The following is a 21,665-nucleotide window of genomic DNA, read 5'->3' as shown; positions in this document are numbered from 1 at the left end:
CGCGCCATGAAAACACCGACTTCCCGCCCCGTAGTGCTCTGCCTGTCCGGTCACGACCCCAGTGGTGGCGCCGGACTGCAAGCCGACATCGAAGCCCTGCTCGCCCAGGGCTGCCACGCCGCCCCGGCGGTCACCGCGCTGACCGTGCAGGACACCGTCAACGTCAGCGACTTCCGCGTCCTCGACCGCGAGTGGGTGCTGGCCCAGGCCAACGCCGTACTCGCCGACCTGCCCGTCGCGGCGGTCAAGCTGGGTATGCTCGGTTCGCTGGAGATGGTCGACACGGTGGCCGAGATCCTCGCCGCCCACCCGCACTTGCCGGTGGTCTGCGATCCGGTGCTGCGCGCCGGCGGCGGCGGTGCGTTGGGCAAGGGCGACGTCGGCTTCGCCATGCGCGAGCGGCTGCTGCCGCGCGCCACCATCGCCACGCCGAACCTGCCGGAAGCGCGCCTGCTCGCCGACCTGCCCGAGGGCAGCGCCGACCAGTGCGCCGAGCGCCTGCTGGAACACTGCGAGCACCTGTTGATCACCGGCGGACACGGCGACGAAAGCGAAGTGCACAATCGCCTGTACAGCCGCGACGGCAGCCGCCGCACCTTCACCTGCCAGCGCCTGCCCGGCAGCTACCATGGCTCCGGCTGCACCCTGGCCAGCGCCCTGGCCGGTCGCATCGCCCTCGGCGAAGCGCTGCACGGCGCCGTGCAGAGCGCCCTCGACTACACCTGGCGGACCCTGCGCGACGCCGAGAGTCCGGGCCACGGCCAATACGTGCCGCGCCGCCTGCCCACCGACTTCTGTCACTGAGAGCCAGCCGATGAAACTGCGCGGCCTGTACGCCATCACCGATAGCCAGCTACTGGACGACGGCCGCCTGCTGCCCTACGTCGAAGCCGCGCTCCGCGGCGGCGCGCGCCTGCTGCAATACCGCGACAAATCCAGCGACCAGGCGCGGCGCCTGCGCGAGGCGGAAAGCCTGCGCGAACTCTGCGAACGCCACGGCGCGCAGTTGATCGTCAACGACGACGCCGAACTCGCCGCGCGCCTGGGCGTCGGCCTGCACCTCGGCCAGACCGACGGTTCGCTGTCGGCGGCGCGCGCCCTGCTCGGCCGCCAGGCGATCATCGGCGCCACCTGCCACGCCCAACTGGAACTGGCCGAGCAGGCGGTGGCCGAGGGCGCCAGCTACGTCGCCTTCGGCCGCTTCTTCAATTCCAGCACCAAACCCGGCGCCCCCGCCGCCAGCGTCGAACTGCTCGACCAGGCCCGGCCGCGCCTGCACCTGCCGATCACCGCCATCGGCGGCATCAGCCTCGACACCGCGCCCGGCCTGATCGCCCGCGGCGTCGATCTGGTCGCCGTGATCCATGCGCTGTTCGCCGCCGCGTCCGCCGCCGAGGTGGAACGCCGCGCCCGCGCCTTCAGCGCCCTGTTCGAACCTGCCTGACGCCTCCGCGCCTCGCCCGAGAGATAGAGAGCTAGCCATGTCCCGTTCCGAAACGCTGTTCAACAACGCCCAGAAACACATTCCCGGCGGGGTCAACTCCCCGGTGCGCGCCTTCAAGAGCGTCGGCGGCACCCCGCTGTTCTTCAAGCACGCCGAAGGCGCCTATGTACTGGACGAGGACGACAAGCGCTACGTGGACTATGTCGGCTCCTGGGGCCCGATGATCCTCGGCCACAGCCATCCGGACGTGCTCGACGCGGTGCGCCGGCAACTCGACCACGGCCTGTCCTATGGCGCGCCGACCGCGCTGGAAGTGGAAATGGCCGACCTGGTCTGCTCCATGGTGCCGTCGATGGAGATGGTGCGCATGGTCAGCTCCGGCACCGAGGCGACCATGAGCGCCATCCGCCTGGCCCGCGGCTACACCGGGCGCGACAGCATCATCAAGTTCGAAGGCTGCTACCACGGTCACTCCGACAGCCTGCTGGTGAAGGCCGGCTCCGGCGCCCTGACCTTCGGCGTGCCGAACTCCCCGGGCGTTCCGGCGGCCTTCGCCAAGCACACCCTGACCCTGCCGTTCAACGACATCGAGGCGGTGCGCAAGACCCTGGGCGAAGTCGGCAAGGAGGTCGCCTGCATCATCGTCGAGCCGGTTGCCGGCAACATGAACTGTGTGCCGCCGGCGCCGGGCTTCCTCGAAGGCCTGCGCGAAGCCTGCGACGAACACGGCGTGGTGCTGATCTTCGACGAAGTGATGACCGGCTTCCGTGTCGCCCTCGGCGGCGCCCAGGCCTACTACGGGGTCACCCCGGACCTGTCGACCTTCGGCAAGATCATCGGCGGCGGCATGCCGGTGGGCGCCTTCGGCGGCAAGCGCGAGATCATGCAGCAGATTTCCCCGCTGGGCCCGGTCTACCAGGCCGGCACGCTCTCGGGCAACCCGCTGGCGATGGCCGCCGGCCTGACCACCCTGCGCCTGATCAGCCGCCCCGGTTTCCACGACGAACTGACCGCCTACACCACGCGCATGCTCGACGGCCTGCAACAGCGCGCGGATGCCGCCGGCATCCCCTTCGTCACCACCCAGGCGGGCGGCATGTTCGGCCTGTACTTCAGCGGCGCCGACGCCATCGTCACCTTCGAGGACGTGATGGCCAGCGACGTCGAACGCTTCAAGCGCTTCTTCCACCTGATGCTCGACGGTGGCGTGTACCTTGCGCCTAGCGCCTTCGAGGCCGGCTTCACCTCCATCGCCCATGGCGACAAGGAGCTGGAAATCACGCTGAACGCCGCCGAAAAAGCCTTCGCCGCGCTGAAATGATCCTCTTCGCGGCGCCCTTCCCGGGCGCCGCCCTCCTCCCCGCCGGAACGCCTTCCTAGCCGAAATGCATAAACGCGCCGACAAAGTTCCCGAAAAGACAGTAAAGACTTTGTAAGGAGGCGTCGGCTTATTTCATAATGTGAGGGTCAGCGCATTTCGTTGGCCGGGCAGCCCTTGCCCGCCCCGATCCAGGAGGTGTCTTCCCCTCATGTTCCGTACCGGCCGCACCCTCGCCCTGGGTTGCCTGTTGATCCTCCAGCCGCTGCTCGCGCAGGCGGGAGGCAACTCGTTGCTGATTCCAGCGACCGGCCGCTGCGCGCTGAACACCGTTCCCGAAGAATTGCAGCAGGCGCTCGCCGCCTGCCAGCAGGTCGCCAATGGCGGCGACGCCGAGGCGCAATACGAACTGGGCGAATTCTTCTACGACGGCGAGCGCATCCCGCGCGACCTCCAGGCCGCCCTCAACTGGTTCGAGAAAGCTTCTCTACAGGGCCATGCCCAGGCCCAGTACCACCTCGGCACCATGTTCTTCCGTGGCGAAGGGGTTCCGGCGAACAACGTACAGGCCTACATCGTGCTGAAGATGGCAGCGGTGAACGGCGCCGAGGACGCCCTGGACAGCGCCGACCTGGTAGCCGAGCAGATGAACCGCGACGAACTGGACATCGCCACCCGGGTGCTGGGGCAGATCTTCCGCAACTACCTGATCGAACTGCAGACTGCCGGCGGCGTCACGCCCTTCGCGCCGCTGCCCTGACGTCCCTTTCGCGAATCAGTCGCTCTTGCCGGGCATCGGCATGGGGAACGGCATGACGTTGCCCGCGCCCTTGGCCTCGCTGATCTTCGGCGTACCCAGGCGCTCGACCTCGTCGATGCGGACGATCGCGTGCATCGGCACGAAGCTGCGCAGAACGCCTTCGAACTGCGCCTTGAGCTTCTCCTCGCTGGGGTCCACCACCACCTGGGTGCGCTCGCCGAAGACGAACTCCTCGATTTCCAGGAAGCCCCACAGATCGCTCTGGTAGATCTGCTTGGCATACATCTCGAAGACCTGGCCCTGGTTGAGGAAAATCACCTTGTAGATGGGGTTTTCGCGCTTGTTCATGGCGGGGAAAGCAATGCCGGAAAATGAAGGGCGCGAATCATAGCACAGCCTTTCGGCCAGCAACGCTAGGAACCGGGGGCCCCGCCCTCTATAATGCGCGGTCCTTTTCGAACTGTCCGACGAAGCGCATGGCCAAGAAGCTTTTCATCGAAACCCACGGCTGCCAGATGAACGAGTACGACTCGTCGCGAATGGCGGACCTGCTCGGTGAACACCAAGCCCTCGAGGTGACCGAAAACGCCGCCGAGGCCGACGTCATCCTGCTCAATACCTGCTCGATCCGCGAGAAGGCCCAGGAAAAGGTGTTTTCCAAGCTCGGCATGTGGCGCGAGCTGAAGCAGCAGAATCCCGACCTGGTGATCGGCGTCGGCGGCTGCGTGGCCAGCCAGGAAGGCGCCGCGATCCGTGAGCGCGCGCCCTATGTCGACGTGGTCTTCGGCCCGCAGACCCTGCACCGCCTGCCGGAAATGATCGACGCCGCGCGCAGCACGCGCAAGCCGCAGGTCGACGTGTCCTTCCCGGAAATCGAGAAATTCGACCGCCTGCCGGAACCGCGGGTCGATGGCCCCACCGCCTTCGTCTCGGTGATGGAAGGCTGCAGCAAGTACTGCAGCTTCTGCGTGGTGCCCTACACCCGCGGCGAGGAAGTCAGCCGACCATTCGACGACGTGATCGCCGAAGTGATCCACCTGGCCGAGAACGGCGTCCGCGAAGTCACCCTGCTGGGACAGAACGTCAACGGCTTCCGCGGCCTGACCCACGATGGCCGCCTGGCCGACTTCGCCGAACTGCTGCGGGTGGTCGCCGCCGTCGACGGTATCGAGCGCATCCGCTATACCACCTCGCACCCGCTGGAATTCTCCGACGCGCTGATCCAGGCCCACGCCGAGGTGCCGGAGCTGGTGAAATTCATCCACCTGCCGGTGCAGTCGGGCTCCGACCGCGTGCTGGCGGCGATGAAGCGCAACCATACCGTGCTGGAATACAAGTCGCGTATCCGCAAGCTGAAGGCCGCGGTACCGGACATCTGCATCAGCTCCGACTTCATCGTCGGTTTCCCCGGCGAAACCGAGAAGGACTTCGAGCAGACCATGAAGCTGGTGGAGGACGTCGGCTTCGACTTCTCCTTCTCCTTCATCTACAGCGCGCGGCCCGGCACGCCCGCCGCCGACCTCGCCGACGACCTGCCGGAAGAAGTGAAGAAACAGCGCCTGCAGATCCTCCAGAGCCGCATCCACCAGCAAGGCTACGAGATCAGCCGGCGCATGGTCGGCAGCACCCAGCGGATCCTGGTCACCGACTTCTCGAAGAAGGACCCAGGCATGCTCCAGGGGCGCACCGAGAACAACCGGATCGTCAACTTCCGCTGCGACAATCCACGCCTGATCGGCCAGTTCGCCCAGGTGCACATCGACGACGCGCTGCCGCACTCGCTGCGCGGTACCCTGATCGACAGCACCCTGCATTGAGGCCGACGACCGTACGGCGGGCTCGCTGAACCTTCCCGCCGCCACGGTGCACCAACGTTTCAGCGGGAACCGGGAAAGCGCCGCCGCGATACGGCAACTTTGCGCGACGATATCCAGCGGTTATTCTCTTCCCTATCAATCAGCCACTGGCGAGTACGACAGAACACCTTGAACGCCCCCCAGGAACTTCATCGCTTTATCCTCGAGCCGTTCGACGCCCGCAGCTTCGCGACACTTTGCGGGCAGTTCGACGAGCATCTCCACCAGATCGAGGAACGCCTCGACATCGAGATCCGCAACCGCGGCAACCAGTTCGAACTGGCCGGCGAACCGCGCCGGACCAAGGTCGCCGAACGCCTGCTGCAGCGTCTCTACCGCGAGGCGCAGAACGGCACCGATCTCACCCCCGACACCGTGCACCTGTACCTGCAGGAGTCCGGCCTGGAAGACCTCGAGGAATTGCAGAGCGCGCCGCAGGTCACCCTGAAATCGCGCAAGGCGCACATCCGCCCGCGCGGCGCCAACCAGCAGCGCTACGTCAAGGCGATCCTCGACCACGACATCAACTTCGGCATCGGCCCGGCCGGCACCGGCAAGACCTATCTCGCCGTGGCCTGCGCCGTCGACGCCCTGGAGCGCGAGCAGATCCGCCGCATCCTGCTGGTGCGCCCGGCGGTCGAGGCCGGCGAGAAGCTCGGTTTCCTTCCCGGCGATCTGTCGCAGAAGATCGACCCCTACCTGCGCCCGCTCTACGACGCGCTCTACGAGATGCTCGGCTTCGAACACGTGGCCAAGCTGATCGAGCGCAACGTCATCGAGGTCGCGCCGCTGGCCTACATGCGCGGGCGCACGCTGAACAACAGCTTCATCATCCTCGACGAGAGCCAGAACACCACAGTCGAGCAGATGAAGATGTTCCTCACCCGGATCGGCTTCGGCTCCACCGCGGTGATCACCGGCGACGTCACCCAGGTCGACCTGCCCCGCGGCACCCGCTCCGGCCTCAAGCACGTGATCGAGGTCCTGCAGGACGTCCCCGGCATCAGCTTCACCCACTTCAAGCCCAAGGATGTGGTCCGCCACCCGCTGGTCCAGCGTATCGTCGAAGCCTACGAGCGCCATGAGAACCGCCAGCAAGGCCAGGTGCGGCCGGTCGAGGGAACGGGCAAGGGCGGTCACGATGCCGCTTGAGCTCGACCTGCAGGTCGCCAGCGCCGCCCCGGACCTGCCCTCCGAAGCACAGTTCCGCGCCTGGTGCGAACTGGCCCTGCGCCAGCGTCCGGAGTCGGAGCTGACCATCCGCCTGGTGGACGAGGCCGAAGGCCTGGAACTGAACAGCACCTACCGGCACAAGGACTACGCGACCAACGTGCTGTCCTTCCCCGCCGATGTCCCGGACGAGCTTCTCGATATCCCGCTGCTCGGCGACCTGGTGATCTGCGCCCCGGTGGTCGCCCGCGAAGCCCTGGAACAGCGCAAGCCGTTGCAGGCCCACTGGGCCCACCTGGTGATCCACGGCTGCCTGCACCTGCTCGGCTACGACCACATCGACGACGCCGAAGCGGAAGAAATGGAAACACTGGAACGTGAATTGCTGGCGGAACTGGGTCATCCCGATCCGTACGCCTGCGACGACGAAGAGCCACCGAGCAAGGAAAAATGAGCGAAGACCGATCGAGCAACGGGCACAAGTCCTGGCTGGACAAGATCACCCAGGCTTTTGCCCACGAGCCGAGAAACCGCCAGGAGCTACTCGAGCTGCTGCGCGATGCCCACGACAACAAGCTGCTGGACAGCGAGGCGCTGTCCATCGTCGAGGGGGCGATCCAGGTCGCCGACCTGCAGGTGCGCGACATCATGGTGCCGCGCTCGCAGATGATGAGCATCCGCTCGACCCAGACGCCGAAGGAGTTCCTTCCGGCCATCATCGAAGCCGCCCACTCGCGCTACCCGGTGGTCGGCGAAAGCCTCGACGACGTCATGGGCGTACTGCTGGCCAAGGACCTCCTGCCACTGATCCTGCACAACGACGAGCGTCCCTTCGACATCAAGGAACTGCTGCGTCCGGCTACCTTCGTCCCCGAATCCAAGCGCCTCAACGTGCTGCTCCGCGAATTCCGCGCCAACCGCAACCACATGGCCATCGTCATCGACGAATACGGCGGCGTGGCCGGCCTGGTGACCATCGAGGACGTGCTGGAACAGATCGTCGGCGATATCGAGGACGAGCACGACGTCGAGGAGGACAGCTACATCAAGCCGCTGCCCAGCGGCGATTTCATCGTCAAGGCGCTGACCCCCGTGGACGCCTTCAACGACTTCTTCGGCTCGGAATTCTCCGACGAGGAATTCGATACCGTGGGCGGCCTGGTGATGAGCGCCTTCGGCCACCTGCCCAAGCGCAACGAAGTGGTCGAGCTGGGCGAGTTCCGTTTCCGCGTACTCAACGCCGACAGCCGCCGCGTCCATCTGCTGCGCCTGTCTCCCCTGCAGAACTGAGCGCGCCCCCTCCGCCACGGCGGAGGGGGCATCTTCCCGCGCCGTCCTTCTGGCGTCTCGCCAGCCCCTCCTTTACTCTTGCGCCTTGCGCCAGACTCCCCTGTCGCCGCGGACGTTGCCGTCCGGCAGCCGAAGGCGGCCCCGGTCTGCGCAGTCGGACATTGAACAGGCTCTAAGGACATTCGATGCGTTGGATTTCTCGTCCCGGCTGGCCCGGACACCTGCTGGCACTCGCCGCAGGCGCGCTCACACCCCTGGCCCTGGCGCCCTTCGACTACTGGCCGCTGGCGATCCTCTCGATCGCCCTGCTCTATCTCGGCTTGCGCGGCCTTCCCGGCAAGTCCGCCCTGTGGCGCGGCTGGTGGTACGGTTTCGGCGCGTTCGGCGCCGGCACCAGCTGGATCTACGTCAGTATCCATGACTACGGCGCCGCCTCGGTGCCGCTGGCAAGCTTCCTCATGCTCGGCTTCACCGCCGGCGTCGCCTTCTTCTTCGCCCTGCCGGCCTGGCTGTGGGCGCGCTGCCTGCGCCGCGACAACGCGCCGCTGGGCGACGCCCTGGCGTTCGCCGCCCTGTGGCTGGCACTGGAGCTGTTCCGCAGTTGGTTCCTTACCGGTTTCCCCTGGCTCTACGCCGGCTATAGCCAGTTGCAGGGACCGCTGGCCGGGCTGGTACCGGTGGGCGGCGTATGGCTGTCCTCCTTCGTCATCGCCCTCAGCGCGGCCCTGCTGGTGAACCTGCCGCGCCTCTTCCCGCACGGTGCCAGCCTGCTTCTGGGGCTGGTCCTGCTGCTCGGCCCGTGGGCGGCCGGCCTCTATCTCAAGGGCCACGCCTGGACCCATTCGGCCGGCGAACCGCTGAGGGTAGTGGCGATCCAGGGCAACATCGCCCAGGAGCTGAAATGGGACCCGAATCAGGTCCGCGCGCAACTCGACCTCTACCGCGACCTGAGCCTGCCGCAGCAGGACGTCGACCTGATCGTCTGGCCGGAAACCGCGGTGCCGATTCTCCAGGACATGGCCAGCGGCTACCTCGGCGCCATGGGCCAGGTCGCCGACGAGAAGAACGCCGCGCTGATCACCGGGGTCCCGGTGCGTGAACGTCTCGCCGACGGCAAGAGTCGCTACTTCAACGGCATCACCGTGGTCGGCGAAGGCGCGGGCACCTACCTCAAGCAGAAGCTGGTGCCGTTCGGCGAGTACGTGCCGCTGCAGGACCTGCTGCGCGGCCTGATCGCCTTCTTCGACCTGCCGATGTCCGACTTCGCTCGCGGTCCGGCCGACCAGCCGCTGCTCAAGGCCAAGGGCTACCAGATCGCCCCGTACATCTGCTACGAAGTGGTCTACCCGGAGTTCGCCGCCGCGCTCGCGGCGCAGAGCCAGGTGTTGCTGACAGTGAGCAACGACACCTGGTTCGGCACTTCCATAGGCCCTTTGCAGCACCTGCAGATGGCACAGATGCGCGCCCTGGAAAGCGGTCGCTGGATGATCCGCGCGACCAACAACGGCGTCACCGGCCTGATCGATCCCTATGGCCGGATCGTCCGGCAGATCCCGCAGTTCCAGCAGGGCATCCTGCGCGGCGAGGTGATTCCCATGCAGGGCCTGACGCCCTATCTGCAATACCGCGTCTGGCCGCTGGCCGGGTTGGCCGGCGTGCTGCTGCTATGGGCTCTGCTCGGCCGCCAGTTGCGTCCGCAGGAGCGACGCCTGTTCGGCTGAAACCAGCCCCTCCTGGAAAGACCGGCGCCCCTGCGGCGCCGGTTGCGTCTCAGCGGTAGAACAGGCGATAGCCGACCAGGCCGATCGCCTCGTTCAGCAGCATGCCGCTCTGCCAGAAGGCCTGCGCTTCCGGCAGCCAGCCGCCGAAGGGCCGCAGGTTGGCCCCGCCGAGGAAGCCGACCGGCGCCGGGATCACCTCGAACCCCTGGCGCTCGAAGCTCCAGCGTGCCCGCTGCATGTGCCAGGCCTGGGTCACCAGCACCACCCGGCGCACGCCGGCCTCGCGCAACTGCGGGGCGCTCAGGGTGGCGTTTTCCCAGGTGGTACGGCTGAGACCTTCCTGCCAGCGCGTCGGCACGCCGAAGTCCTGCAACAGGGCATTGGCCATCAGCGCCGCCTCGCTGGGCGGGCGTCCGTAATGCAACCCGCCGCTGATCAGTACCGGCAGCGCCGAGGTCTTGGCCAGCCGCGCGGCATAGCGCAGCCGCTCGGCCGCCAGCAGGCTCGGCGCATCGTCGCCCCAGGCCGGGTCGTTGGTCTGCCGGCCGGCACCGAGGATGACGATGGCGTCGGCGCGCTGCGCCAGGCCCGGCAGATCCTCCGCCAGCAGGGCCGGTTCGCTTTCGAGCCAGCGCGCCATCCACTCCACGCTGAGCGGCATGCTCATCAGCCACAGACCGAAGAACCCGCAGACACCGCACAGCCGCGCCAGCCTCGGTCGGCTGGTGCGCCACCAGAAAGCGAAAAACAGCAGCAACAACAGGCCGCCCGGCGGCAGCAGAAGTTGCTTGAAGAAATAACGGATCGGCATCGCCCCCTCCCTGTCGGAAGAGGCAATCTAAAGGATTGCGCGACGCCTGGCGAAACTTCCCGGAAAGAGACCCTAGCGGCCGTTGCCCGAACGGAACAGTTGCGAGCCGCAATGGCCGCACGGCAACACGCCATGCCCCTTGCTCCACTGCACCGGCGCACCGCAGAGCGCACAGAGCAGTTGCCGCTGTTTCAACGAGACGTGGCGACGGGGCGCCGGCGGTTGCGGCCGGGGCGGCCGGGGTGTCCTGCCGGGCTGGCGCTCGAGCAGCGCCAGCTCCTCGGCGGCCGCATGCCAGCCGCGCAACCAGTGCAGGTCCTGGTCGAGATAGGCGCGTATCAGCCCCATCTCCGCTTCGCTCAAACCACGCAACTCAAGCTCCGTGGGATGCTCGTCACGCAGGCGCTCGGCCGTATCCGCTTCATCCAGAGCCAGGGCGAGACGCTGCAGCAGCCTCTCGTACAGCCCACCTCCCGTCACACTCGCGCGTTGCAGCTCAGCCATCGAACACCTCTGAAGGTACCACTGGGCAGCCAGCCATCGACGGCCCATAGGGCAAGCTTAGCGTTCCCGTTCGGCTGAACCGCCCCCGGCGACAAACGGCGCGGGCTATCGACAGGAGTGGGGGTCATGTATGCTACGAGGCTTTCGAACAGTCACGTCTAAGTAGCGCCATGCACGAGCAATATCAGCCACTCGAGATCGAAACCCAGGCCCAGAACTACTGGAAAGAACACCAGTCCTTCCTCGTCAGGGAGCTACCCGACAAGGAGAAGTTCTACTGCCTGTCGATGTTCCCGTATCCGAGCGGCAAGCTGCACATGGGCCACGTGCGCAACTACACCATCGGCGACGTGATCAGCCGCTACCACCGCATGCAGGGCCGCAACGTGCTGCAGCCGATGGGCTGGGACGCGTTCGGCATGCCGGCGGAAAACGCCGCGATGAAGAACAACGTCGCCCCGGCGGCCTGGACCTACGACAACATCGCCTACATGAAGTCGCAGCTGGACAGCCTCGGCCTGGCGATCGACTGGAGCCGCGAGGTCACCACCTGCAAGCCGGACTACTACCGCTGGGAGCAGTGGCTGTTCACCCGCCTGTTCGAAAAAGGGGTGATCTACCGCAAGAACGGCACGGTCAATTGGGATCCGGTCGACCAGACCGTACTCGCCAACGAGCAGGTGATCGACGGGCGCGGCTGGCGCTCCGGCGCGCTGATCGAGAAGCGCGAGATCCCGATGTACTACTTCAAGATCACCGCCTACGCCGAGGAACTGCTGGAGAGCCTCGACAACCTGCCCGGCTGGCCGGAGCAGGTGAAGACCATGCAGCGCAACTGGATCGGCAAGTCGCGCGGGATGGAGATCGGCTTCCCCTACGACCAGGCCTCCATCGGCCACGCCGGCCAACTGAAGGTGTTCACCACCCGTCCGGACACCCTGATGGGCGCCACCTACGTCGCCGTCGCCGCCGAACACCCGCTGGCCACCCAGGCAGCGCAGAACGACCCGCAGTTGCAGGCGTTCATCGACGAATGCAAGCGCGGCGGCGTCGCCGAGGCCGACATCGCCACCCAGGAGAAGAAAGGCATGGCCACTTCCCTGTTCGTCGAACACCCGCTGACCGGCGACAAGCTGCCGGTATGGGTCGCCAACTACGTGCTGATGAACTACGGCGAAGGCGCGGTGATGGCGGTGCCCGGCCATGACGAGCGCGACTTCGAGTTCGCCAACAAGTACGGCCTGCCGATCCGCCAGGTGATCGCCAAGGTCGAGGGCGACAACGACTTCGAGTCCAGCGTCTGGAAGGAGTGGTACGGCGCCAAGGACGAGTCCGTGCTCACCGTCAACTCCGGCAAGTACGACAACCTCGGCTACCAGGCCGCCTTCGACGCCATCGGCGCCGACCTCGAGGCCAAGGGCCTGGGCCAGGCGCGCACCCAGTTCCGCCTGCGCGACTGGGGCATCAGCCGCCAGCGCTACTGGGGCTGCCCGATCCCGATCATCCACTGCGAGGCTTGCGGCGACGTCCCGGTGCCGGCCGACCAGTTGCCGGTGGTGCTGCCGGAAGACGTGGTACCGGACGGCTCCGGTTCGCCGCTGGCGAAGATGCCGGAATTCTACGAATGCAACTGCCCGAAATGCGGCCAGCCGGCCAAGCGCGAAACCGACACCATGGACACCTTCGTCGAGTCGTCCTGGTATTTCGCCCGCTACGCCTGCCCGCAGTTCGAAGGCGGCATGCTGGACAGGAAGGCGGCCGACTACTGGCTGCCGGTCGACCAGTACATCGGCGGCATCGAGCACGCCATCCTGCACCTGCTCTATGCGCGCTTCTTCCACAAGCTGATGCGCGACGAAGGCCTGGTCGGCAGCGACGAACCGTTCAAGAACCTGCTGACCCAGGGCATGGTGGTCGCCGATACCTACTACCGGACCACCGCCAACGGCGGCAAGGACTGGTTCAACCCGGCCGACGTCGAGGTCGAGCGTGACGCCAAGGCCAAGGTCGTCGGCGCGCGCCTGAAGAGCGACGGCCAGCCGGTCGAGATCGGCGGCACCGAGAAGATGTCGAAGTCGAAGAACAACGGCGTCGACCCGCAATCGATGATCGACCAGTACGGTGCCGATACCTGCCGCCTGTTCATGATGTTCGCCTCGCCGCCGGACATGAGCCTGGAGTGGTCGGACGCCGGCGTCGAGGGCGCCAACCGCTTCCTCCGCCGCGTCTGGCGCCTGGCTCACGCCCACGTCAGCGCCGGCCTCCCCGGCGCGCTGGACGTCGCCGCCCTGAGCGACGCGCAGAAGCAGGTCCGCCGCGCCATCCACCTGGCGATCAGGCAGGCCAGCCAGGATGTCGGCCAGCACCACAAGTTCAACACCGCCATCGCCGCGGTGATGACCCTGATGAACGTGCTGGAGAAGGCGCCGAACCAGGACGCCCAGGACCGCGCCCTGATCCAGGAAGGCCTGGAAACCGTGGTCCTGCTGCTGGCGCCCATCACTCCGCACATCTGCCACGTGCTCTGGGGCCAGCTCGGCCATGCCGAAGCGGTGATCGATGCGCGCTGGCCGAGCGTCGACGAGAGCGCACTGGTGCAGGACACCCTGCAACTGGTGGTGCAGGTCAACGGCAAGCTGCGCGGACACATCGACGTGGCCGCCAGCGCCAGCCGCGAGGATGTCGAGGCCGCCGCGCGCGCCAACGAGAACGTGCTGCGTTTCACCGAAGGCCTGAGCATCCGCAAGGTCATCGTGGTACCGGGCAAACTGGTCAACATCGTCGCCAACTGATACGCGATTCCATTGGACGCCCCCGGCCATCCGGGGGCGCTGATCAACAGGAGTGAGGGAAGCTTGATGAAACGTATCCTGACCAGCGCCGCGCTGATCGGTATGACCACCCTGCTGGCCGCCTGCGGCTTCCAACTGCGCGGCCTGGGCGATGCGCAATTCGCGCTCAAGGAAATCGACGTGTCCGCGCGCAACGCCTACGGCCCGACCGTGCGCGAACTGAAGGAAACCCTGGAAAACAGCGGCGTGAAGGTCACCAGCAACGCGCCCTACCACCTGGTGCTGGTCCGCGAGGACAACCAGCAGCGCACCGTCAGCTACACCGGTTCCGCGCGCGGCGCGGAGTTCGAGCTGACCAACACGATCAACTACGAGATCGTCGGCGCCAACGACCTGGTCCTGATGAGCAACCAGGTACAGGTGCAGAAGGTCTACGTGCACGACGAAAACAACCTGATCGGTTCCGACCAGGAAGCCGCGCAGCTGCGCAGCGAGATGCGGCGCGACCTGATCCAGCAGTTGTCCATGCGCCTCCAGGCGCTGACCCCGGCGCAACTCGACGAAGCCCAGCGCCAGGCAGAAGCCAAGGCCAAGGCGGAAGCCGAAGCCCTGCGCGCCGCCGACGAGGCGGAGCGCCAGCGCCGCGCCGCCGAGCCGCAGCAGTCGCCGATCGAGTTCCCCACCCCGTGATGCCCCGGGGCCGGTTTCGCCGGCCCCGTCTTCTCCTATGAAGCTGACTCCCGCGCAACTCGCCAAGCACCTCCAGGGCCCCCTGGCGCCCGTCTATGTCGTCAGCGGCGATGAACCGCTGCTCTGCCAGGAAGCCTGCGATGCCATTCGCCAGGCCTGCCGCGAGCGCGACTTCGGCGAGCGCCAGGTATTCAATGCCGAAGCCAACTTCGATTGGGGCTTGCTGCTGGAGGCCGGCGCCAGCCTGTCGCTGTTCGCCGAGAAGCGCCTGATCGAACTGCGCCTGCCCTCCGGCAAGCCCGGCGACAAAGGCGCGGCGATTCTCCAGGAATACCTGCAACGGCCGCCGGAAGACACCGTGCTCCTGCTCAGTCTGCCCAAGCTCGATGGCAGCACGCAGAAGACCAAGTGGGCCAAGGCCCTGATCGATGGCAACGCCGCGCAGTTCATCCAGGTCTGGCCGGTCGACGTCCACCAGTTGCCGCAGTGGATTCGCCAGCGCCTGTCCCAGGCCGGCCTGTCCGCCAGCCCCGAAGCCCTGGAGCTGATCGCCGCGCGCGTGGAAGGCAACCTGCTTGCCGCCGCCCAGGAAATCGAAAAGCTCAAGCTGCTCGCCGAGGGCAACCAGATCGACGCCGCCACCGTACAGGCCGCGGTCGCCGACAGCGCACGCTTCGATGTCTTCGGCCTGATCGACGCTGCCCTTGGCGGTGAAGCGGCCCACGCCCTGCGCATCCTGGAAGGACTGCGCGGCGAAGGCATCGAGCCGCCGGTGATCCTCTGGGGCCTGGCCCGCGAGATCCGCCTGCTGGCTGGCCTGTCCCAGCAATACGGCCAGGGCATCCCGCTGGAGAAAGCCTTCGCCCAGGCGCGTCCGCCGGTCTGGGACAAGCGCCGTCCGCTGCTGACCCGTGCCCTGCAACGCCACTCCAGCAGCCGCTGGAACCAGATGCTGAGGGATGCCCAGTTGATCGACGCGCAGATCAAGGGACAGGCACCCGGCAGCCCCTGGAGCGGTCTCTCGCTTCTCGCCCTGAGCCTCGCCGGCCAGCGCCTCGGCCTGCCGGCAGCCTGAAGGCGCAACCGGCACTGGACAATCCGCGGCGACAGGCAGATGATGCGCGCGCTGGCGAGCGCCAGCCCGATCACCTTCGAGGACCTATGCCATGGCAAAGAAAAGCAAGCGGCCGAACAAGGCCAAATCCCTGGTCGCCCAGCCACTGTTCCGCAGCCGCCAGGAACAGGCGAAGAAAGGCAAAGGCAGCTACCGCCGCGAAGCCTCCCGTAACTGGGAGGCTTCTTTCGTTATGGCGGCCTGAAACAGCCGCTGGTCCATCCTCCCGCAACGCCCTCCTCACCCACGCGCCCCGCCTACCCCGCCCGAAGCCCGTCGACAAGACCAACCCCACCGCCAGCCTGCCGCCCATGGGCACACTATCGTCGGCGCGCAAGCCCTGGCCCCATCGGGTTGGGCGAAAAGCCAATGGTTCCTCCATCATGATCCGCGGCCTCGACATCCCGCGCGGCCGACTGGCAACCCTCTGGCCATTACAGCGCACGAACCAGGCTCGGGCGTTCGATGCCGACGCCGAAGCGGGTAGCCATGTCGCGCAGAACGAAGGCCAGGAAGAAGAAGTCGAAGGCCTCGAGCATGCCGCGCGCCCCGTCGCCGATCCCGACTCGGGTGCGCCGCGAGGCTTCGACAGGCGGCGGAGCGATACGGACGAAACCATTGGCCGCCCGACAGTGACCGAACATATGGCGAACGATATCCACCGCGCCGATGGAACCACATTGACGAACCCGGGGCCCCGCCGGCGCGTCCAACGACGGCAGACGCGTCCTGGCCGGCGTGCTAAGGTGGCCCGTCCCGAGGACCCTGCTGAGGAGAGCAATGCGTAACCCCGAACGATCCGCCCTGCTGAAGGTGAGCGGGCTGCTGGGCAGCACCGTCGTCGCCATGGGGCTTGGCCTCTCCAGCGCGTGCGCGCAGAAGAATCCGACAGTCGAATACAACCAGCCTGCCGCTCCCCAGCAGACCAAGGCGCCCTTCTCCGGCGCCGGCCCGGCCGCCTCGGTGCCCGCTGGCGCGCCGAACGAGGCCCAGCCTGGGCAAAGCTTCGAACAGTGGCGCGACGCCTTCCGTCAACAGGCGCTGGCCGGTGGAATCGATGCGCAGACCTTCGATCGCGCCTTCGCCGGCGTCCAGCCCGATCCCGCCGTGGTCGAAGCAGACCGCAGCCAGCCGGAATTCACCCGACCGGTATGGAAGTACCTGGAAGGCGCCCTCGATCCGCTGCGCGTTCGCCAGGGCCAGGCGCGCCTGGCGCAGCATGCGCGCATCCTCGGCGAAGTCGACGCGCGCTATGCGGTGGATGCGGATGCGGTGGTGGCGATCTGGGGCATGGAGAGCAACTACGGTTCGCACATGGGCAACAAGAACGTGATCCGCTCCCTGGCGACCCTCGCCTATGAAGGACGCCGCCCGGAATTCGCCCACGCCCAGTTGCTCGCCGCCCTGAAGATTCTCCAGCACGGCGACGTTCCGGCCTCCTTCATGATCGGCTCCTGGGCCGGCGCCATGGGCCAGACCCAGTTCATCCCGACCACCTACAACCAGTATGCCGTGGACTTCGACGGCGACGGCAAGCGTGACATCTGGGGCTCGCCCGGCGACGCCCTGGCCTCCACCGCCAACTACCTGAAAGCCTCCGGCTGGATCGCCGGACAACCCTGGGGTTTCGAAGTCCGCCTGCCGGCAGGCTTCGACTATTCCCTGGCGGAACTCACCATCCGCAAGCCCCTGGGCGAATGGCAAGGGATGGGCGTACAAGGCGTCAACGGCGGCCCCCTGCCCTCCGGGCTCTCCGGCGAACAGGCCTCGCTGCTGCTGCCGGCCGGGCACCGCGGCCCGGCCTTCCTGGTGCTGCACAACTTCCGCGCCATCCTCAAGTACAACAACTCCAGTGCCTATGCCCTGGCCGTCGGCCTGCTCGCCGACAGCTTCAAGGGCGGCGGCCGGATAGTCGGCGCCTGGCCGCTGGAGGATGTTCCGCTGAGCCGCTCGCAGCGCATCGAGCTGCAACGGCAACTGGCCGCCCGCGGACACGATCCGGGCGCGGTGGATGGCATCATCGGCGCCAATACGCGCAAGGCGATCCGCGCCTGCCAGCAGGAGTTCGGCTGGCCGGCGGACGGCTATCCGACCCCGGCGCTGCTCGACCGCCTGCGGACGCCATAGGGCCACCGGCGGAGCTTACGACCCCACGTCCGCCGCGACCGCTCGCGGCACACCGGTTCGTAGGGCGGATAACGCCATGGGCGTTATCCGCCGCTGCGGTGTCCAGGACCTAGTCATCCGCGCAGAACCGCAGGATAGCGTCCGCCACCTGGGCGGCCGCCTCGCGCTGCGGAAAATGGCCGACGCTCTCCAGCACCAGCCGCTGGTAGCGCCCGCTGAAGTAGTGCTCGCGTCCGCGGGAGCCGTCGGGGTGGGTGCAGGCATCCGCGCCGCCGTGCAGCACTAGGGTCGGCAGCGCCAGGCGCGGTGCCGGGAGCAAGCGCTGTTCCGCCGCCCCGTAGCGCGGCTTCCCCGCGACGAAGCCCCAGCGATGCCGGTAATAGTGCAGCACCACGGCGACCCAGTCCGGCCCGGAGAAGGCCTGGGCGGCCTCCTGGAAATCGCGCTCGGCATACCATCCCGGCGGCGACCAGGTGTCCCACATCTGCCGGGCGAACGCCTCGCCCTCCTCGCGCAGCGCGCGCTCTCCGCGTGGCGTGGCCATGAACCACTGGTACCAGAAGCTACGGGCCTGCGGCAGGGAAAGAACTTGCTGCGGATCGTTGCTGGCGTACCCCACCGAGAGCATCACCAGGTGCGAGGCTACGCCCTCGCGCAGTCCGCAGGCACTAGCCACCGCGCGAGCCCCCCAGTCATGGCCGACCAGCAGGGGACGTTGCAATGCCAGGCTGTCGACGAATGCCAGCAGATCGCAAGCCAGAGCCGCCAGTTGCCCGCTGCGCGGAGTAGACGCATCGCGGAAGCGGGTCGGGGCGAATCCCCGGAGGGCTGGTGCCAGCACCCGATAGCCGGCGTCCGCCAGGGACTCCGCCAGGTCTTTCCAGGCATGCGGGCTGTCCGGCCAACCGTGCAACAAGACGGCGCTGCGCGCCCCCTGCGGATTCCACTCCAGGTAGGCGATATCCAGGACATCGGTGGAAACGAAGGCATAGCGGCTCATCGGACCTCTCCAAGAGAAAGAAGGGACATCCTAGGACGCTTGCCAAGCGTGATTCATGAATAGTTAGCGTCTACTATTCATGAAACGAGATGAATGGAAGACCTCATGGAGCTTGCCGTCCCCACCTCCCAATCCCTGGATATCGTGTTGTTGCGTACCTTTCTCGAAGTGGTCGACAGCGGCGGTTTCGCCCTCGCCGCGGACAATCTCGCGCTCACCCCCTCCGCGGTCAGCGGGCATATCAAGCGCCTGGAACAGACAGCCGGCGTCAGCCTGCTCAGCCGCACCACTCGCCGCCTGGAGCTGACCCAGGCGGGCGAGACGCTCTACGCCTATGCCCGCAACATCGTCGAGCTGGAGCGCGAGGCCCGCGCCAGGCTGCACGGCACGCCGATCCGCGACCGCCTGCGCATCGGCGCTTCGGAGGACTTCGCCAGCGCCTGGCTGCCACGCGTCCTGCAACGCTTTCGCCGCTGGCACCCCGAAGCATCCATCGAACTCAAGGTCGGTATCACCACCGACCTGCTCCGCCAGCAGGCCCAGGGGCGCACCGACGTGGTGTTCGGCAAGCAGTGCCGGCGGGTAGGAGACGACGGCGAACTGCTCTGGGAGGAACCGCTGGTCTGGGCCGCGGCGACCGCGATCGAGCTGCCCGCGGGCGAACCGCTGCCGCTGGCGCTGTTCCCCGAACCCTGCGTCTACCGCGAAGCGGCGATTACAGCCCTCGGCGCCGCTGCGCGACCCTGGCGCCTGGTGTTCGAGAGCGCCAGCATGGCCGGCTGCCTGTCCGCCGCGCTGGCCGGTTTCGCCGTGACGGTGGTGGCGCGCAGCCAGATGCGCGAGGGGCTGCGCGAACTGGGCCCGGAACAGGGTTTTCCGACGCTGCCGGAGGCGCGTTTCTACGCCTTCTCGCGCCAACCCAGCCTGGCGGCCGATGCCCTGATCGAGGCGGTGCGGCAGCTCGGCCAGCGCAGTCGCTTCGTTACCGCACAGGGATGAGAGCAAACGGTACTCACCTACGCGCCGGCGGATAACCGCAAGCGGTTATTCGTCCTACGTCCGAAGAGGCTTCGTGGCTGCCCAACGAAAAACGCCGCGTCCCTGTGCAGGGACGCGGCGTCGGAGGCATTGGCGCGGCGTCGATCAGCCGATCTTGTTGCCGTGCGCCTGCTGGTCGGCATGGTAGGACGAACGCACCAGCGGGCCGGACGCGACGTTCTTGAAGCCCATCTTCTCGCCTTCCTCGGCGAACCAGGCGAAGGTGTCCGGATGCACGAAGCGCTGCACCGGCAGGTGGTTGCGCGACGGCTGCAGGTACTGGCCGAGGGTCAGCATGTCGATGTCGTGCTCGCGCATCCGCTGCATGACCTCGATGACCTCATCGTCGGTCTCGCCCAGGCCGAGCATCAGCCCGGACTTGGTCGGTACGTGCGGAACCATCTGCTTGAACTTCTGCAGCAGGTCCAGCGACCACTCGAAGTCCGAGCCCGGCCGCGAGGAGCGGTACAGGCGCGGTACCGTCTCCAGGTTATGGTTGAACACGTCCGGCGGCTCGTTGGCGGTGATCTCCAGGGCGATGTCCATGCGACCGCGATAGTCGGGCACCAGGGTTTCCAGCTGGATCCCCGGCGACAGCTTGCGGATCTCGCGCAGGCAGTCGGCGAAGTGCTGGGCGCCGCCGTCGCGCAGGTCGTCGCGGTCCACCGAGGTGATCACCACGTACTTCAGCCGCAGGTCGGCGATGGCGATGGCCAGGTTGGTCGGCTCGTCGACGTCCAGCGGCTTCGGCCGGCCATGACCGACGTCGCAGAACGGGCAGCGTCGGGTGCAGATATCGCCCATGATCATGAAGGTCGCGGTGCCGCCGGAGAAGCACTCGCCCAGGTTCGGGCAGGACGCCTCTTCGCAGACGCTGTGCAGCTTGTGCTTGCGCAGCAGTTGCTTGATGCGGTCGACCTCGGGGGAAACCGGGATGCGCACGCGGATCCAGTCGGGTTTCTTCGGCAGTTCCTCGGTGGGAATGATCTTCACCGGAATCCGCGCGACCTTTTCCGCGCCGCGCAGCTTCACGCCGACTTCCACCTTGCCCGGCTTGGCTTCTCCGGACTTCTCCACAACAGTGCTCATGTCAGTTCGATCCCGCCCGTAAGGGTCTTCTGTTCAGCGTAGCCAAGGCGTGAGACGAGCTCAGCGCGCAATCGGGTACACACCTCGGCAAAATCCACCGGCCCAACCAGGTCGCGCAGTTGGGTCATGGGCATCCCGGCGTAGCCGCAGGGATTGATTCGTTGGAACGGTCGCAGGTCCATGTCCAGGTTCAGCGCCAGGCCATGGAAGGAACAGCCGTTGCGGATGCGCAGGCCGAGGGAGGCGATCTTCGCCCCGTCGACGTAGACACCCGGCGCGTCCGGCTTGGCCACGGCCTGCACGTCATAGGACGCCAGCAGGCCGATCAGGCTCTGCTCGATCCGGCTGACCAGCTCGCGCACGCCCAGTCCCAGGCGGCGGACATCGAGCAGCAGGTAGGTGACCAACTGGCCGGGGCCGTGGTAGGTCACCTGGCCGCCGCGATCTACCTGGATCACCGGGATGTCGCCGGGGAACAGCACATGCTCCGCCTTGCCGGCCTGCCCCTGGGTGAAGACCGCAGGGTGCTGCAACAGCCAGGCTTCGTCCATTACCGATTTGTCGCGTTCGGCAACGAAGCGCTGCATGGCATGCCAGGTCGGTTCGTAGGGAACCTCGCCGAGCTCACGGAAGCCCAGCTCGAGTCCCATCAGAGCACCATGTGCACGCGTCCGGTCGCGCGCAGGTCGTTATGGATGGCTTGCAGTTGGTCGACATCGGTGGCAGTGATCAGCACCTGCACCGAGAGGAATCGCCCCTTGCTGCTGTCACGGACCACCAGGGTCTCGACGTCGAGATCCGGCGCGTGGCGCTGGATGATTTCCACGACCAGGTCGGAGAAACCTTCGCCGGCGTCGCCGATCACCTTGATCGGATAACGCTCGCAGGGGAATTCGATTTTCGGGGGTTGAACGTCAGGGGTATCGGTCATGGCGGCGGCG

The 21,665-nt window shown here is 66.9% G+C and carries 23 protein-coding genes; 15 read left to right on the top strand and 8 right to left on the bottom strand.

Annotated features, from left to right (window positions below; translation table 11 throughout):
• The first annotated feature begins 6 nt into the window (after positions 1 to 6).
• The 4 genes from JHD77_RS27725 (at position 7) to JHD77_RS27710 (ending at position 3,522) form a co-directional block, all read left to right on the top strand.
• Positions 7 to 804, top strand: a complete 798-nt coding sequence (locus tag JHD77_RS27725) for a hydroxymethylpyrimidine/phosphomethylpyrimidine kinase (protein WP_003100335.1) — start codon at positions 7 to 9, stop codon at positions 802 to 804.
• Positions 805 to 814: 10 nt separating this feature from the next.
• Positions 815 to 1,444, top strand: a complete 630-nt coding sequence (gene thiE, locus JHD77_RS27720; protein ID WP_003093148.1) for a thiamine phosphate synthase — start codon at positions 815 to 817, stop codon at positions 1,442 to 1,444.
• 37 nt (positions 1,445 to 1,481) lie between these two features.
• Positions 1,482 to 2,765 (top strand): glutamate-1-semialdehyde 2,1-aminomutase, encoded by a 1,284-nt coding sequence (gene hemL / locus JHD77_RS27715; RefSeq protein ID WP_003093150.1) that lies wholly within the window; start codon positions 1,482 to 1,484, stop codon positions 2,763 to 2,765.
• 208 nt (positions 2,766 to 2,973) lie between these two features.
• Positions 2,974 to 3,522: a tetratricopeptide repeat protein gene (locus JHD77_RS27710; RefSeq protein ID WP_003093155.1), complete on the top strand. Its 549-nt coding sequence runs from the start codon at positions 2,974 to 2,976 to the stop codon at positions 3,520 to 3,522.
• A 15-nt stretch (positions 3,523 to 3,537) separates the two neighbouring features.
• On the opposite strand, the gene JHD77_RS27705 is transcribed toward JHD77_RS27710, so the two are convergent.
• The gene (locus JHD77_RS27705; protein ID WP_003093157.1) at positions 3,538 to 3,870 is read right to left on the bottom strand and encodes a DUF1820 family protein; all 333 of its coding nucleotides are present in this window, start codon (positions 3,868 to 3,870) and stop codon (positions 3,538 to 3,540) included.
• Positions 3,871 to 3,998: 128 nt separating this feature from the next.
• Here JHD77_RS27705 and miaB point away from each other — a divergent pair, with 128 nt between their 5' ends.
• From miaB to lnt, 5 genes are all read left to right on the top strand, one after another.
• Entirely contained in the window at positions 3,999 to 5,339 is a 1,341-nt protein-coding gene (miaB, locus tag JHD77_RS27700) for a tRNA (N6-isopentenyl adenosine(37)-C2)-methylthiotransferase MiaB (protein WP_003093158.1), read from the top strand.
• Positions 5,340 to 5,507: 168 nt separating this feature from the next.
• On the top strand, positions 5,508 to 6,530 hold the full coding sequence (locus JHD77_RS27695; protein ID WP_031755822.1) for a PhoH family protein: 1,023 nt from the start codon (positions 5,508 to 5,510) through the stop codon (positions 6,528 to 6,530).
• Entirely contained in the window at positions 6,520 to 7,002 is a 483-nt protein-coding gene (gene ybeY, locus JHD77_RS27690; protein ID WP_003093160.1) for an rRNA maturation RNase YbeY, read from the top strand. The genes JHD77_RS27695 and ybeY overlap by 11 nt, the downstream gene beginning before the upstream one ends.
• Positions 6,999 to 7,838 carry an HlyC/CorC family transporter gene (locus JHD77_RS27685; protein WP_003093161.1) on the top strand — a complete coding sequence of 280 codons (840 nt, stop codon included), beginning with the start codon at positions 6,999 to 7,001 and terminating at the stop codon, positions 7,836 to 7,838. Before ybeY ends, JHD77_RS27685 begins: the two co-directional genes overlap by 4 nt.
• Before the next feature lie 185 nt (positions 7,839 to 8,023).
• Positions 8,024 to 9,559 carry an apolipoprotein N-acyltransferase gene (gene lnt / locus JHD77_RS27680; RefSeq protein WP_003100330.1) on the top strand — a complete coding sequence of 512 codons (1,536 nt, stop codon included), beginning with the start codon at positions 8,024 to 8,026 and terminating at the stop codon, positions 9,557 to 9,559.
• Positions 9,560 to 9,608: 49 nt separating this feature from the next.
• Here lnt and JHD77_RS27675 read toward each other — a convergent pair whose 3' ends face one another.
• Positions 9,609 to 10,370 carry a YdcF family protein gene (locus tag JHD77_RS27675; protein ID WP_003100328.1) on the bottom strand — a complete coding sequence of 254 codons (762 nt, stop codon included), beginning with the start codon at positions 10,368 to 10,370 and terminating at the stop codon, positions 9,609 to 9,611.
• 72 nt (positions 10,371 to 10,442) lie between these two features.
• Complete coding sequence (locus JHD77_RS27670; RefSeq protein WP_003114329.1) at positions 10,443 to 10,874, bottom strand: hypothetical protein; 432 nt, start codon at positions 10,872 to 10,874, stop codon at positions 10,443 to 10,445.
• A gap of 170 nt (positions 10,875 to 11,044) precedes the next feature.
• Between JHD77_RS27670 and leuS the strand changes: the two genes are divergently transcribed.
• The 4 genes from leuS to arfA all read left to right on the top strand — a co-directional run bounded on the left by leuS (position 11,045) and on the right by arfA (position 15,675).
• Complete coding sequence (leuS, locus tag JHD77_RS27665; protein WP_003100324.1) at positions 11,045 to 13,666, top strand: leucine--tRNA ligase; 2,622 nt, start codon at positions 11,045 to 11,047, stop codon at positions 13,664 to 13,666.
• A gap of 66 nt (positions 13,667 to 13,732) precedes the next feature.
• Positions 13,733 to 14,356: an LPS-assembly lipoprotein LptE gene (locus JHD77_RS27660; RefSeq protein WP_003100322.1), complete on the top strand. Its 624-nt coding sequence runs from the start codon at positions 13,733 to 13,735 to the stop codon at positions 14,354 to 14,356.
• 37 nt (positions 14,357 to 14,393) lie between these two features.
• Positions 14,394 to 15,431: a DNA polymerase III subunit delta gene (holA, locus tag JHD77_RS27655; protein WP_003093168.1), complete on the top strand. Its 1,038-nt coding sequence runs from the start codon at positions 14,394 to 14,396 to the stop codon at positions 15,429 to 15,431.
• Between the two features lie 91 nt (positions 15,432 to 15,522).
• On the top strand, positions 15,523 to 15,675 hold the full coding sequence (arfA, locus tag JHD77_RS27650; RefSeq protein WP_003093169.1) for an alternative ribosome-rescue factor A: 153 nt from the start codon (positions 15,523 to 15,525) through the stop codon (positions 15,673 to 15,675).
• A gap of 229 nt (positions 15,676 to 15,904) precedes the next feature.
• Here the strand turns inward: arfA and JHD77_RS27645 are convergent, their stop codons facing one another.
• Complete coding sequence (locus tag JHD77_RS27645) at positions 15,905 to 16,114, bottom strand: hypothetical protein (RefSeq protein ID WP_021205373.1); 210 nt, start codon at positions 16,112 to 16,114, stop codon at positions 15,905 to 15,907.
• A 136-nt stretch (positions 16,115 to 16,250) separates the two neighbouring features.
• Between JHD77_RS27645 and JHD77_RS27640 the strand changes: the two genes are divergently transcribed.
• Positions 16,251 to 17,597, top strand: coding sequence for a lytic murein transglycosylase (locus tag JHD77_RS27640; RefSeq protein WP_003100318.1), 1,347 nt, complete (start codon positions 16,251 to 16,253; stop codon positions 17,595 to 17,597).
• A 109-nt stretch (positions 17,598 to 17,706) separates the two neighbouring features.
• Here JHD77_RS27640 and JHD77_RS27635 read toward each other — a convergent pair whose 3' ends face one another.
• Positions 17,707 to 18,597 carry an alpha/beta fold hydrolase gene (locus JHD77_RS27635; protein WP_031755821.1) on the bottom strand — a complete coding sequence of 297 codons (891 nt, stop codon included), beginning with the start codon at positions 18,595 to 18,597 and terminating at the stop codon, positions 17,707 to 17,709.
• Between the two features lie 105 nt (positions 18,598 to 18,702).
• Between JHD77_RS27635 and JHD77_RS27630 the strand changes: the two genes are divergently transcribed.
• On the top strand, positions 18,703 to 19,596 hold the full coding sequence (locus JHD77_RS27630) for a LysR family transcriptional regulator (RefSeq protein WP_003119197.1): 894 nt from the start codon (positions 18,703 to 18,705) through the stop codon (positions 19,594 to 19,596).
• Between the two features lie 144 nt (positions 19,597 to 19,740).
• On the opposite strand, the gene lipA is transcribed toward JHD77_RS27630, so the two are convergent.
• The 3 genes from lipA to JHD77_RS27615 are packed head-to-tail and all read right to left on the bottom strand — an operon-like array spanning position 19,741 to position 21,655.
• Positions 19,741 to 20,724 (bottom strand): lipoyl synthase, encoded by a 984-nt coding sequence (lipA, locus tag JHD77_RS27625; protein WP_003119196.1) that lies wholly within the window; start codon positions 20,722 to 20,724, stop codon positions 19,741 to 19,743.
• Positions 20,721 to 21,374: a lipoyl(octanoyl) transferase LipB gene (lipB, locus tag JHD77_RS27620; protein WP_003093177.1), complete on the bottom strand. Its 654-nt coding sequence runs from the start codon at positions 21,372 to 21,374 to the stop codon at positions 20,721 to 20,723. Before lipB ends, lipA begins: the two co-directional genes overlap by 4 nt.
• Positions 21,374 to 21,655 (bottom strand): DUF493 domain-containing protein, encoded by a 282-nt coding sequence (locus JHD77_RS27615; protein WP_003100311.1) that lies wholly within the window; start codon positions 21,653 to 21,655, stop codon positions 21,374 to 21,376. The genes lipB and JHD77_RS27615 overlap by 1 nt, the downstream gene beginning before the upstream one ends.
• Between the last annotated feature and the right edge of the window lie 10 nt (positions 21,656 to 21,665).

Origin of the sequence: Pseudomonas sp. P20 (assembly GCF_016463925.1) — a bacterium.
GTDB classification, from domain to species: Bacteria; Pseudomonadota; Gammaproteobacteria; order Pseudomonadales; family Pseudomonadaceae; genus Pseudomonas; species Pseudomonas aeruginosa.
Note: the sequence above shows the minus strand (reverse complement) of the source record. Positions and strands in the feature narration are given on the sequence as shown.